We start from the raw sequence: 12,222 nt of genomic DNA, 5'->3' as shown, positions 1-12,222 counted from the left end.
CCGGCCCTCCTGCCGCCGTACACCTCGTACTCGGCGGACCAGAGCCCCTTCGTCACCGTCATGGAAAAGCTATCCCGGGCGCGGCCGGTGTGATGAACCTGGTCGTGCCGACCGCGCACTCTCCAGCCTGAACTCCGGCCTGTACTCCACCGGGCGCATCCTGCGCTCCATGGCACTGGCGGGCTCCGCGCCCAGGTTCACCGGCCGGATGGACAAGGGCCAGGTGCCCTACGGCGGCATCCTGCCGACCGCCGGTTTCGGTGTACTCGGCGTCGTGCTCAAAGCCATCCGCGGCGGCTGGCCTGGACGCCGAGCTGGAATCGGGTCTGTGCGCCCAGGACTTCCTGGAGGCGTGCGATGCGACGCGCCACCGTCCTTTCGCTGACGCCGAGTTCGCGGGCGATGAACTCGTCGGTGAGTCCGCCGCTGAGGTAGGTGAGAAGCTGCCGGGCGTCGTCGGTGGGGGCGGCACCGACGTCGTCCATGGGCTCGTCGCCGGCGGGGAGCGGAACGGCCATCTGCCAGTACGACTCGAACACGCCGATGAGGCCGTCGAGCAGGGCGGATCGCTGCACGGCGATGTGGTGGCGTCGCTGGTGATCGCGCGCGGGTGCGGCAACGACGGCGAAGCGGTCGTCACAAATTTTCAGGTTCAGCGCGACATCGGGGAAGACGCGGGCGCGTTCACCGAGGTTGACGCACGTCTGGATGGCCTCCCGGCCTATCGGGTCACGCAACACCTGGGTGCCGTAGACCACGGAGTACGCGACGCCGCGCGCGAGTGCCTCCAGACAGCCTGGCGCCACCGTCGGGGGCGCGGCGAGGCGGCCGGAGGGGCCGATGGACAGAGCGCGGACCTGGTGCGTCGCCTCGTCCTGCACGCGCCGGACAAGCGCTTCACCGGCCTCGTCCGTCCGGACTATCTCGATGTATCCCGGGCCTTCGGCGTGGTGGTCGCGCCAGAACCGCGCGAGTTCGTCGGCGCTGTCGCGCAGGGCTCCGAGTTCCTTGGCCCGGACTTCCGCGAGGGCGTCGAGCGCGGTGCGCGGGGGGCAGGCGACGAGCCCTTCGTCGTCCGGTTCCACCAGGCCCAGTTCGGTCAGTTCGCGGGCCGCCTCGACGACGGCATCCAGGGGCACACGCAGGATGCCTGCCAGCGCGGCCGGGGTCGTCGGGTCACGCTGCACGAGCGCGAGGTAGACGTCCTCGGCGGTCGCGGTGAGGCCGATGGCGCGGAGCGGATGCATATTGCAAGCATTGCACGTATATGCGATGTGCTCCATGTGAAGATCACGTCCACATGGTGACTACCGCCGGGGGTAACCGGAGTGACATGTCATCAGATAAGGGATGGTCACATCGAGCGTGTACGTGGCTGCATGGCGTCTGTCACCTTCCTGCCATGCCGGATTCAGACAGCACCGACGGCTTCTCCGGAGAGTGCTTTCTTTGCAGACTCTTGGCTCATGGCAATCCGATCGTCTCCCCCGTCCCACAAGGACGAATGGCGCATCGGCTTCGACCCATCAAGGAGTTGACTGTGAAGAAGTCCCTCGCCTGGGCTGTCACACTCGTGACCGCGGCCACGTGCACCCTTGGCACCGTCCTGCCGGCAACGGCCGCGGACAACATGACGGCCACCGCCGCCGCGTCCGCGTCCAACGGCTCCGCGATCGACACCTCCAAGCTCGACCCGCAGACGAAGGCCCTCGTCGACGAGATCCTCGCCAAGCTGCCGGCCGACTGGCAGGCGCGCCTCCAGGCAGCCAACGCCAAGTACGGCATAGGCGACGCCCAGTGGACGGAGATCCGCAACAGCGTCATCAACCCGGGCGACTACCAGTGCCAGAGCACGGAGCTGACGGCCTACGCGAACAATCTGCTCGACGGCGCCGAGGACCCCTTCACGATCTTCATCCTCTCTCTGTTCGGCGGGTTCGACCTCCCCACGTACGATGCGCTGCTGTTCGGCAGCGAGTCCAAGTCCAACACTTACGGTGTCAACGGCGAGTACACCAACCAGCTGAAGTCCGAAGCCAAGGACCTCAAGAAGTTCTGGGACATCTACTCCGACGACATCCAGCTCATGCCGATGCACGGCGCCGACGTCTTCTCCTCCCCGGAGCGGCTCGCCCGCACCCTGTCAGTGCTGTACGGCGGCACGACCGAGAGCAACCTCGGCCTGGCCGATCTCTTCATCTCGCTGGTCGGCTCCGAGCCCGTACTGAAGGGCGGCGCCAACCCGATCTTCACCTTCAACGCGTTCGCCTACTCCGAGAAGGGCGACCCGCAGCCGCTGGGCATCTCCGACCGTATCGTCATGGGCGACGGCATCCTGGAGGCCACGAAGGCCATCGGCCTGGGCGACACCGCCCCGCGTGCCATTCTCGCCCACGAGTTCGGCCACCACGTGCAGTACGAGGACAACCTGTTCGACAACACCACGCTCACCGGGCCGGAGGCCACCCGCCGCACCGAGCTGATGGCGGACGCGTTCGGCACGTACTTCCTCACGCACTCGCGGGGCGAGGCCCTCAATACCAAGCGGGTGCTCGGCTCCGCCCAGTCCTTCTACCAGGTCGGCGACTGCAGCTTCACGAGCAACGGGCACCACGGCACGCCCAACCAGCGTCTCGCGGCGTCCACATGGGGTGCGAGCGTCGCCAACGAGGCTTCCGACCAGGGCCACATCCTGCCATCGATGAAGCTCGACGAGATGTTCGAGGTGAAGCTTCCCGACATCGTGAAGCCGGACGCGACGAACTGAGTACGGCGCCCCGGGTGTGCGGCCCGGTCGGCGCGCAACGGCCGAGAGGCCGCGCACCGACCACCCACGGCCGCGCACCCGGGCCGCGCCGGCGTCCGGGGCGGCCGCAAGACGCAGGGCACCTTCAACCACGGCCCCGAGCCCTCGACCACCAGCTGACCGTCTACGTCCGGGAAGCCGCCGTCCTGCCGGAGCTCGACAGGTGGATCGCAAAGGTCTTCGCTCCGGGACGCCTGAAGTCCACGCTGCGGGCCAGGCAGCAGCCCCAACGGGCACAGGCCCCGGCCGGCCCGACCTCGACGCGGCCGGCCGCACCATCGCAGACTGCGACCGGCGCCTGACCCAGTACCGTGCCGCCCTCGGGGCCGGGGCCGACCCGGCCACCGTCACCGGCTGGATCAGCCAGGCAGAGGCCGACAAGGCCACCGCACAGCAACAGCTGATCACCGCCGGCGCGGCACAGCGCACCGTACTGAGCGAGGAGCAGATCCACGACATCATCAAGGACCTCGACGGCCTCACCGACCGGCTCCTCGCCGCCGAGCCCGACCGCAAAGCCCCATCTACCAGGCCTTCGGCCTTACGCTGACCTACAACACGAAAACGCGGGCCGTGACTGTAGAGTCACAACCCGCGCCATGCGTGTACATAAGATCGTGTCCGAGGGGGGACTTGAACCCCCACGCCCGATAAAGGGCACTAGCACCTCAAGCTAGCGCGTCTGCCATTCCGCCACCCGGACCAGGTGGTCGGCCCCGGTCTCCCGCGGCGACAAGGAAAACAATACCAGGGGTTTGGGGTGCCGCTCACCTGCATATTCGGTGGTCAGTGGGGGTGGCGGGCACAGGGAAGCCACCTGCCTGGCGGTGTGTACGCACTGTCGCCATTCATGCACGTGCGGTACGAGAGCGAGACCGATCCGAAGCGGTTCACGTCCGTGCCGCTCGTGCGGATTCCCGACCGGCCCCGGGATCGGTCGCGCAGTTCGGGGTGCCGGTCAGGCGCCGTACGCTCCTGGTTGTGGCCGTGGAGCGTACGGTGCCGCCGATGGTCCTACTTACGCAGCGCCGCCAAGTTGTCGTAGCCGGTCCGCGCATGGTTCAGGGACTGCGCGGGGACGGTCGAGCTCGGCGCGTTGTCCTGCTCGACCATCGGGTTGTGGTAGTTCTTCGCCCCTACGCGGCGGAAGAATGTCCGGTAGTCGATGACCCCGGTACCGAAGGGGACCATGTCGTAGCCTTGGCCGCTGGTCGTGTTGACGATGCCGTCCTTGGCGTGGAACAGCGGGTAGCGCTTGGTGTTGCAGCGGACCAGTGCCGCCGGGTCGAAGATGTTCTCCTGCTGCGATCCGTCGTGCGCGGTGTAGGTATGGAACTTGTACTGAGCGACGTGCGCCCAGAAGATGTCCATCTCCAGCCATACGGATTTCGGGTCGGTGACCTGAAGGAAGTACTCGAGCTTGCGGATGCCGGAGCTGCGGGTGGGGCGGCCCTGTGCGTCCAGCGGACCGCCGTCGAGCAGGAAGCCGTAGGCCGCGTCGTGGTTGTGGGTGTACAGCTTGATGCCCGCACCCTGAGCGATCTGTCCCAACGTGTTCCACTTGTCGGCGGCCACGTCCCAGTCGGCACGGTAGGCGCTGCCGGTGGGGTCGCCACCGGTGCCCATGTGTTCCATACCGAGGATGTTCGCCATCTCGAGGTGGCGCTTGAACTGGTCCAGGTCGCTCTGGTTCAGCGGCCAGGACGACGGGATGAAGCCGTGGTTGCCCTGGGCGCGCAGACCGTAGTCGTCCAGCCACGAACGCAGCAGCTTCGCGCCTGCCACCGATTCGAGGTTGCTTCCGCCGGGTGCGTTGGCGTGCTGGCCGTACCCGGCGAACTCGACCTGCTTGTAGCCGTAGCGGGCCAGCTCCCTGAAGACCTCACGGAAGCCCGAGGGAAGGTCGGTGCTGAGCGGATCCCGGCCCGTGGCGTCGCGCACGGTGTACAGGATGATTCCTCGTCGCTCCGCCGGGACCAGAGCCCGGCCGACGCCCCGCCCCTTGCCGGAGGCGGTCTGGGCGAGGGCCGGCGAAGCGCCGAAGGCGGGCGCGGCGATCGCCGCTGCCGCAGCGGCCGTGCAGGTGCTCAGAAAGCGGCGGCGGCTGACGCCGAGGCTGCGGCGCAGGGCGCCGTCCGTTCCGGATTCGTCGTTGTACGCGATCACGGTCTCTCTCTTTCTCGAAGATGCTCGCAACGCCGTGTGCGGACCGATCTCATGCGAGGCCGGCAAGCGTGAGGAGCAAGGACTTCACCTCGGTGGCCCGGACGGGTCCGGTGAACGCGTGGGGGGTGGAGCACAGGATGAGCGGACCTTCTTCGTCGCTCATGGGGAGGCGGCCGTGGCTGCCGCGAACAGGTGACGGGTCCAGCGGCACGACCGCCATGCGGTAGCGCATGCCGAGCTTCTTGCGGGCGACGGCCGCGGCGGCCTTGACCCGGACGTACGGGTCCTGGGGGTCCAGGAAGAGTTCGACGGGGTCGTAGCCGGGTTTGCGGTGGATCTCGACGAGCTGCGCGAAGTCGGGCGCGCGGGCGTCGTCGAGCCAGTAGTAGTACGTGAACCAGGCATCCGGGTCGGCGACGGCAACCAGTTCGCCGGAGCGCGGATGGTCCAGGCCGTGTGCCTTCTTGCCCTCGTCGTCGAGGAGCTGCTCGATGCCCGGGAGGTCCTGGAGGGCTTCGCGGGTCGCTTCGAGGTCCTCGGGGCGGCGCACGTAGATGTGGGCGAGCTGGTGGTCGGCGACGGCGAAGGCGCGGGAGGCCATCGGGTCGAGGTATTCCATGCCGTCCTGGGTGTGGACCTCCAGAAGGCCGGCGCGGCGCAGGGCCCGGTTGATGTCGATGGGCCGGTCGACGCGGGTGATGCCGTACTCGGAGAGGGCGACGACGGTGCGGCCTTCGCGACGGGCGTCGTCCAGGAGGGGTGCCACGGCCCGGTCGAGATCGGCCGCGGCCCGGTACGAGCGGGGGTCGTCGGGGCCGAAGCGCTGCAGGTCGTAGTCGAGATGCGGGAGGTAGCACAGGGCCAGGTCGGGGTGGCGGGTGTCGAGGATGTGCCGGGTCGCGTCGATGATCCACTGGGAGGAGACGAGGTCGGCGCCGGGGCCCCAGAAGTGGAAGAGGGGGAAGGTTCCGAGTTTTTCGGTGAGTTCGTCGTGCAGGGCGGGCGGCCGGGTGTAGCAGTCGGGTTCCTTGCGGCCGTCGGCGTAGTAGACGGGGCGCGGGGTGACGGTGATGTCCGTGTCGGCGCCCATCGCGTACCACCAGCAGATGTTGGCGACGGTGTAGCCGGGGTGGGTGCGGCGGGCGGCGTCCCAGAGTTTGTCCCCGGCGACCAGACCGTTGTGCTGGCGCCAGAGCAGGATGTCACCGAGCTCGCGGAAGTACCAGCCGTTGGCGACGATGCCGTGCTCGGCGGGCGTGGTGCCGGTGAGGAAGGTGGACTGGGCCGCGCAGGTGACTGCGGGGAGGACGGTGCCGAGAGGGGCGTGGGTGCCGGCCTGCCCCAGGGCCTTGAGGTGCGGCATGTGGTCGAGGAGCTGTGGGGTGAGGCCGACGACGTCGAGAACGAGAAGCGGGGTGGGTGTGGTGGGCGTGGTGGTCTGCTCGGCTGCGGTCATGGGAGCTCCTTGAGGCCGAGGTCGACCAGGAGGTCGCGGGCGAGGGTGAGTTCAGCGGCGATGCCGTCGGCGAGCTGGGTGCGGGTGCGGGGGCGCAGTGCGGCCGGGAGCGCCTGCCAGGTGTACGTCTCGACCTCCAGGTGCCTGGTGAGGGGCCGTGCGCCACCGATCAGCCGGGTCAGTGTGGACCGGAGCACGGGGAGGGTGGAGGTGAGCGGTGGCGCGGGAGGTGCGTGCAGGGGGACGTGGAAGTGGGCGCGCCACGGGGCGCCGTCGGGCAGGGCCCGGCCGGTGACCGCCTCGTGGAGGTCGTCGGTGCCGCGCAGCCCGGCGGCGGTGCTGGTGCGGGTCTGGTGGAGGAAGCGGGGCTCGGCGAAGGCGGCGAGTGCGGTGCGTACCTCGGGGAGATGGGGGTGTTCGGCGTGCAGTGCGGCGGAGAGCTGGGCCTTGGCTACCGGGATGCCCGCTGTTTCGAGCGCGTCGACGGCGGTGTCGGGGTCCTCGAAGGAGGTGGCCAGGTGGCAGGTGTCGATGCAGATGCCGATGCGCCGGTGTCCGACGGCGGTGAGCGGTGCGATGGCGTCGGCAGTGGTCTCGACCGTGCAGCCCGGCTCGGGTTCGAGGCCGATGCGGATGGACTTGCCGGTGAGCTCGGCCAGCGCGTCGAGGCGGTCTGCGAGGGTGGTGAGCGCGGTGTGTGCGAGAGCGGCCGCCCCGGCGTCGGAGTCGAACGGGGTGCGCCAGGCGATCGGGAGGGTGGAGATGGTCCCTTCGGTGACGTCGTCGGGGAGCAGACCGGCCAGGAGCCGGGCGAGGTCGGTGGTGTGGGCGAGCCGCTCCGGGTCCGTCCAGTCCGGCTTGTACACCCTGTACTTGACCTCGTCGGCACCGAATCCCTCGTACGGGAAGCCGTTGAGGGTGACGACTTCCAGGCCGCGGCGGTCCAGTTCGGCGCGCAGGGAGCGCAGCTGGGACGGGTCGTTGATCAGGCTGCGGGCGGCGTCCCTGGCGAGCCAGAGGCCGATGCCGAGCCTGTCCCGGCCGAGGCGTTTGCGGACCGGTTCGCAGTGGTCGCGCAGTTGGGTGCGGACCCCGTCGAGTGTCTCCGCGGGATGGACGTTGGTGCAGTACGAGAGGTGGACGGTGGAGCCGTCGGGGTGGCGGAAACGCATCGCCTCACTCCCCGCCGCGCAGGATGGAGTTGCCCTCGTGGAGTGGTTCCGGCGCGGCGATGTCGAGCTGGAGCCGGCCGCTCTGCCCGTAGAAGGCGACGGGGTTGCGCCAGAGCACCCGGTCGACGTCGTCCTCGCTGAACCCGGCGGCAAGCATCGCGTCGCCCACCTTGCGGGTCTTGAGCGGGTCGCTCCTCCCCCAGTCGGCGGCCGAGTTGACCAGGACCTTCTCGGTGCCGTGGGTCTTGAGGACCGCGATCATGCGGTCCTCGTCCATCTTGGTGTCGGGGTAGATGGAGAAGCCGGCCCAGCAGCCGCTGTCCCTGGCGTCCTTCACGGTCGTCTCGTTGAGGTGATCGAGCAGGACCCGCTCCGGGGGGAGGTGGGATTCGCGGATGACGTCGATGGTGCGGTGCAGTCCGGCGAGCTTGTCGCGGTGCGGGGTGTGCACGAGCGCGGGCAGGCCGTGGTCGGCGGCGAGCTGGAGCTGTGCGGCCAGGGCGGTGTCCTCGGCCGGGGTCATGGAGTCATAGCCGATCTCGCCGACAGCGACGACGGAGTCCTTGACGAGATAACGGGGCAGGGCGTCAAGGACGGGGGTGCAGCGGGGGTCGTTGGCCTCTTTGGGGTTGAGGGCGAGCGTGCAGTGGTGGGCGATGCCGTACTGGGCGGCGCGGAAGGGTTCCCAGCCGAGCAGGGCGTCGAAGTAATCGAAGAAGCTGGCGGGCGAGGTGCGGGGCTGTCCGAGCCAGAAGGAGGGTTCCACGAGGGCGCGGACACCCGCGTCGTACATCGCCTGATAGTCGTCCGTGGTGCGGGAGGTCATATGGATGTGGGGGTCGAAGATGCGCATCAGGACTCCTCCGTGGGGGCGGCAGGGCCGGGAACGGTCAGGTCGAGCACCCGGGTGAGGTCGGCGGGGACGCTGCGGCCCGCGGCGATGCGTTCGGCCGCGAAGTCGCCGAGCATGCGGGCGAGTTCCGCGTCGCCGCGTGAGCGCAGTGCCAGTTGGTCGACGGCAGCTACGGGGACACCGGTGAAGAGGCATTTGAGAATGGCGTGGCGCCAGTTGTGCGCTTCGAGATGGGCGGCGGCGTACGGTCCGACGGCCGCGGCGACCAGCCGGGTGTCATTGGTGCGCAGGGCGTCCTCGACGAGCGGAAGGGCGGTGGGGCCGAGGTCCAGCCGGTGCAGGGCGAGCAGGACGGCGCGTCGTTCGGCGGCGGTGCCCTGCTCGTACAGCCGGGTCAGGGCGGGCAGTGCGGCGTGGGCTTCGACGAGCAGCAGGGCGCGTACGGAGTCGGCGTGTTCGAGTCCGCAGTACCGGCCGGCGGCGGCGTACCGCAGTTCCCACGACGGTACGGCGTACGGGCCGCCGGGCTGTTCACAGGGCTCGTGGGAGGCGGCGTGTTCGGCCTCGGCGAGGGCCTCGTCGAGCCAGGCGCGCGCGGCTCCACCGAGCTGTGCGTCGAGTTCCTCGCGGGTCAGCAGCGGGGAGGTCGTCGGGGTCATCGGCATGGCGTTGCTCCCTTCGGCGGTTTCAGCGGCTCGACGGACTGTGCTTGCGGAGGAACTCGATGGAGGTGCGGGCGAGTTCGGGGCCGGCGTGGGAGTGACGGGGCAGTTCGACGACGGTGAGGCCGCGGTAGCCGGTGTCCGGGAGGGCGTCGAGCGCTTCGAGCACGGGCGGGAAGTCGATCTCGCCTTCACCGAACGGGAGGTGTTCATGGACACCCCGGCGCATGTCCTCGATCTGGACGTGCCGCAGCCAGGGGGCGGCGTCGCGGACGCAGTCGACGGGTGCGGCGGGCTCCAGGCATTGGCAGTGGCCGATGTCCAGAGTCAGTCCGAGCGGTGGCGGATCGCCGCTGAGAACGCGCAGGTGGTGGAAGTCTGCGAGGTTGGCGAGGAGGTGTCCGGGCTCGGGCTCGATCGCCAGGGGGATGCCGGAGCGTTCGGCGGCGTCCAGGACGGGGGCGAGGGAGTCGGTGAGCCGGTGCCAGGCGGTGTCGGGGGTGGTGTCCGGTGGGGTGATGCCGCTGAAGCAGTGCACGGCGTGGGCGCCGAGATCGGCGGCGATGCCGACGGCCCGGACGAGCAGCCGGGTGCGGGCTGCGCGGGCCTCGGGGTCGGGGTCGAGGAGCGACGGGCCGTGCTTGCGGCGGGGGTCGAGGACGTAGCGGGCCCCGGTCTCCACTGTGACGCCGAGGCCCAACTCCTGGAGCCTGGAGGCCACGTGGCGGGTGCGCGCGGCGACGTCGGGGGCGAGGGGATCGAGGTGCATGTGGTCGAGGGTCAGCCCGACCCCGTCGTACCCGAGATCGGCGAGGAGTCCGAGGGCGTCGTCCAGGCGGAGGTCGGTGAGCCCGTTGGTGCCGTAGCCGAGGCGGATCGTCATGTGAGGCTCACCTTCCGGGCGAGAGTGCGGGCGAGCGGGACGAGTCCCATGACGGCGAGCCCCGAACCTGCTGCTCCGGCGCGGGCGGCGAGGGCTGCCTGGAGCGGGATCATCGCCCGGATGCCGCCGCCGACGGCGCGCTGGGTGAGGGGCGGGGACGGGTTGAGGGCGGCGTGGAGGAGGGGGCCCGCGGCAGTACGGAAGTAGGAGCCGGTGAGCGCGGTGAGCAGGAGGCGGGAGGCGGGGGTCGCCGGGGGCCGGTGCGACCGGTGCGACTCCCCCTTCCTGCCGCGTCCCGCATCCGGGGGCGCGTCCCCGGGTCCGCGCTGCTCGCGCAGGGCCGCGGCGCCCAGTGCGGCGGTGGCCGCCAGTGCGGCGAGGGGTGCGGTGGTGGATCCGCCCTGTGCTTCGTGCCGTGAGACGGCGGTGACGGCGTAGGTGTGCGCCCCGAGCAGGCCGGCGGCCGGAAGGGCGCCGCGAACGAAGCCACGCGAATTCGGAGCCGCGGCCGAACCCGTGCGCGAACCGGAAGCCGAGCCCGTGCGCGCCCCCGGGCCCGCCGTCCGCTCAGCCGCGCCGGTGGCGGTGGCGCCGAGCAGCAGATCCAGTCCTCGTGCCGCGGCCATCGCCGCCGGTCCCGCCGGGGTGTGCTTGAGACGGAGGTCGTACGCCCAGACCGTCGCCGCCAGCCCCGTGGCGACCGCGAGGGCCGGTCGGCCGGCCCGTGCGGCGAGACCCAGTCCTGCGGCCGTCAGCGCGCCCGCCGCCGCGAGGGCCGCGCCGGGAGCGATACGGCCCGAGGGGATCGGCCGGTGCGGGCGGTCGACGGCGTCCTCGTCACGGTCGGCCCAGTCGTTGAGCGCCATGCCCGCCTCGTAGAGGCAGAGCGAGGCGCCGACGGCGAGCGCGGTGCCGCGGTCGGGGCGCCTGCCCGCCGCCGCCGCCCCGGCGAGTGCGTCACCGGGGACGGTGAACAGTGCCGACACCCGCAGCAGTTCCGCCCAGGCCCGTACCGTCACTTCTCCCCCCGCAGCGTTTCGGCGAAGGCGAGCAGCGCCGTGTACTGCTCGAAGAGTGCGGCAGGGCCGCCGTCCGGATCCTTGAAGTAGAAGCCGAGCTGGGGCAAGGGGCCGGTCAGCCCCCTCTCGTGGGCGCGGGCCACCAGTCTGGCCAGGTCCAGAACCAGGGGTGCGGCCAGTGCGGAGTCGCACCCCTGCCAGGTCGTCTGGAGCACCATGCGCGCCCCGAGGAAACCGTCGAACGCGATGTGGTCCCAGGCCGTCTTCCAGTCACCGAGGGCCGGTACGTCGTCGATGTGGACCTCACCCTCGGGGGCAGTTCCCAGCGTGTCGGCGAGGACGCGTTCCTTGCCCGCGTTCTTGGCCGCGGCCGCGCCCGGGTCGGCCAGCGCCGCTCCGTCCCCGCCGCCCAGCAGGTTGGTGCCCGACCAGGCCCGTACAGGCAGGGCGCGTTGCACGAACATCGGGGCGAGTACGGAGCGGAGCAGCGTCTGGCCGGTCTTGCCGTCGCGGCCCGCGTGAGGAAGTCCGCAGCCCGCGACGGCGTCCTGGAGGGCGGGGGTGCGCAGCCCGGTGGACGGGGTGAAGTTGATGTACGGGCAGCCGGCCCGGAGCGCTGCCGCGGCATAGAGCGAGCTGGCGGGCAACCGCCGCTCGCCGGGGGCCGGAACCGGTTCCGTGGAGGCGACGTTGATCACGACCGTCCTGGCCAGGTCGTTCCGGTGCCCGAAGTCCGCGAGGTCGGCGGCGAAGGCGGTGATGAGCTCCTCGTCGCCGCGGGTGTCGCCGGGCAGTGGGCCGCCGGGCCGTATCTCCGCGTCGGCGGCGGCGAGTTCGGAGCGTACCGCCGAGGGCAGGCCGTGTGGCAGCACTCCCCCGGTGGCCAGTTCCTCGGCCCGTTTGGGCAGCGGACAGCCGACGGTGTCGTGTCCGCCGAAGACCAGTGAGGTGAGGGTGGGCAGCCCGCTGTCGGCGAACGGCGGTGTTTCGGTGACCATGCCCGCCGCCGGGTGTAGCCCTGCTGCGATTGCCGCGCATCCCGCTGTGGCGGTGGTGGCGACGGAGCCGCGTGCTCCGATGAACCAGACTCCGGTACGAACGGCGGATGCTGACACGGGCTGCCTCCCTGGCTGGGGGTCCTGGCTGGGCAGAGCAAGTGGCGCTGTGCGACGAGGGGACGGGATCGGGTGGTGACGGCGGGCGGG

At 70.5% G+C, this 12,222-nt stretch carries 11 protein-coding genes, 1 tRNA gene and 1 pseudogene; 3 read left to right on the top strand and 10 right to left on the bottom strand.

Annotated elements, in window-relative coordinates; genetic code table 11:
- Positions 1-169: 169 nt before the first annotated feature.
- Positions 170-226 (top strand): annotated as a pseudogene (locus IEZ15_RS47100) (hypothetical protein); the annotation flags it as partial.
- Between the two features lie 52 nt (positions 227-278).
- Here the strand turns inward: IEZ15_RS47100 and IEZ15_RS21570 are convergent.
- Entirely contained in the window at positions 279-1,247 is a 969-nt protein-coding gene (locus tag IEZ15_RS21570) for an HTH domain-containing protein (protein WP_189278972.1), read from the bottom strand.
- A gap of 293 nt (positions 1,248-1,540) precedes the next feature.
- Here IEZ15_RS21570 and IEZ15_RS21565 point away from each other — a divergent pair, with 293 nt between their 5' ends.
- On the top strand, positions 1,541-2,767 hold the full coding sequence (locus IEZ15_RS21565; protein ID WP_189278971.1) for a hypothetical protein: 1,227 nt from the start codon (positions 1,541-1,543) through the stop codon (positions 2,765-2,767).
- A 202-nt stretch (positions 2,768-2,969) separates the two neighbouring features.
- Complete coding sequence (locus tag IEZ15_RS21560) at positions 2,970-3,356, top strand: hypothetical protein (protein ID WP_189278970.1); 387 nt, start codon at positions 2,970-2,972, stop codon at positions 3,354-3,356.
- Between the two features lie 68 nt (positions 3,357-3,424).
- Here the strand turns inward: IEZ15_RS21560 and IEZ15_RS21555 are convergent.
- The 9 genes from IEZ15_RS21555 to IEZ15_RS21515 all read right to left on the bottom strand — a co-directional run bounded on the left by IEZ15_RS21555 (position 3,425) and on the right by IEZ15_RS21515 (position 12,132).
- Positions 3,425-3,509: transfer RNA gene (locus IEZ15_RS21555), tRNA-Leu, on the bottom strand.
- A gap of 311 nt (positions 3,510-3,820) precedes the next feature.
- Positions 3,821-4,972: a sugar phosphate isomerase/epimerase family protein gene (locus IEZ15_RS21550; protein ID WP_189278969.1), complete on the bottom strand. Its 1,152-nt coding sequence runs from the start codon at positions 4,970-4,972 to the stop codon at positions 3,821-3,823.
- 49 nt (positions 4,973-5,021) lie between these two features.
- Positions 5,022-6,428, bottom strand: coding sequence for an alkaline phosphatase family protein (locus IEZ15_RS21545; RefSeq protein ID WP_189278968.1), 1,407 nt, complete (start codon positions 6,426-6,428; stop codon positions 5,022-5,024).
- Entirely contained in the window at positions 6,425-7,600 is a 1,176-nt protein-coding gene (eboE, locus tag IEZ15_RS21540; protein ID WP_189278967.1) for a metabolite traffic protein EboE, read from the bottom strand. Before eboE ends, IEZ15_RS21545 begins: the two co-directional genes overlap by 4 nt.
- A gap of 4 nt (positions 7,601-7,604) precedes the next feature.
- On the bottom strand, positions 7,605-8,453 hold the full coding sequence (locus IEZ15_RS21535) for a TatD family hydrolase (RefSeq protein WP_189278966.1): 849 nt from the start codon (positions 8,451-8,453) through the stop codon (positions 7,605-7,607).
- The gene (locus tag IEZ15_RS21530) at positions 8,453-9,118 is read right to left on the bottom strand and encodes an EboA domain-containing protein (protein WP_189278965.1); all 666 of its coding nucleotides are present in this window, start codon (positions 9,116-9,118) and stop codon (positions 8,453-8,455) included. The genes IEZ15_RS21535 and IEZ15_RS21530 overlap by 1 nt, the downstream gene beginning before the upstream one ends.
- Positions 9,119-9,140: 22 nt before the next feature.
- Positions 9,141-9,998, bottom strand: a complete 858-nt coding sequence (locus tag IEZ15_RS21525) for a sugar phosphate isomerase/epimerase family protein (RefSeq protein WP_114247677.1) — start codon at positions 9,996-9,998, stop codon at positions 9,141-9,143.
- Positions 9,995-11,017, bottom strand: a complete 1,023-nt coding sequence (locus IEZ15_RS21520) for an SCO3242 family prenyltransferase (protein WP_189278964.1) — start codon at positions 11,015-11,017, stop codon at positions 9,995-9,997. Before IEZ15_RS21520 ends, IEZ15_RS21525 begins: the two co-directional genes overlap by 4 nt.
- Positions 11,014-12,132 carry an inositol-3-phosphate synthase gene (locus IEZ15_RS21515; RefSeq protein ID WP_189278963.1) on the bottom strand — a complete coding sequence of 373 codons (1,119 nt, stop codon included), beginning with the start codon at positions 12,130-12,132 and terminating at the stop codon, positions 11,014-11,016. The genes IEZ15_RS21520 and IEZ15_RS21515 overlap by 4 nt, the downstream gene beginning before the upstream one ends.
- Positions 12,133-12,222: the final 90 nt, after the last annotated feature.

It is taken from the genome of Streptomyces atratus, assembly GCF_014648655.1.
Taxonomy (GTDB): Bacteria; Actinomycetota; Actinomycetes; order Streptomycetales; family Streptomycetaceae; genus Streptomyces; species Streptomyces atratus.
This window is presented reverse-complemented; position numbering and strand designations above follow the sequence as displayed.

Bases quoted from the DNA above. Each gene is read 5' to 3' on its own strand.
- IEZ15_RS21525 (WP_114247677.1), bottom strand. From the start codon at position 9,998: ATGACGATCCGCCTCGGCTACGGCACCAACGGGCTCACCGACCTCCGC.
- IEZ15_RS21530 (WP_189278965.1), bottom strand. From the start codon at position 9,118: ATGCCGATGACCCCGACGACCTCCCCGCTGCTGACCCGCGAGGAACTC.
- IEZ15_RS21545 (WP_189278968.1), bottom strand. From the start codon at position 6,428: ATGACCGCAGCCGAGCAGACCACCACGCCCACCACACCCACCCCGCTT.
- eboE (WP_189278967.1), bottom strand. From the start codon at position 7,600: ATGCGTTTCCGCCACCCCGACGGCTCCACCGTCCACCTCTCGTACTGC.
- IEZ15_RS21570 (WP_189278972.1), bottom strand. From the start codon at position 1,247: ATGCATCCGCTCCGCGCCATCGGCCTCACCGCGACCGCCGAGGACGTC.
- IEZ15_RS21535 (WP_189278966.1), bottom strand. From the start codon at position 8,453: ATGCGCATCTTCGACCCCCACATCCATATGACCTCCCGCACCACGGAC.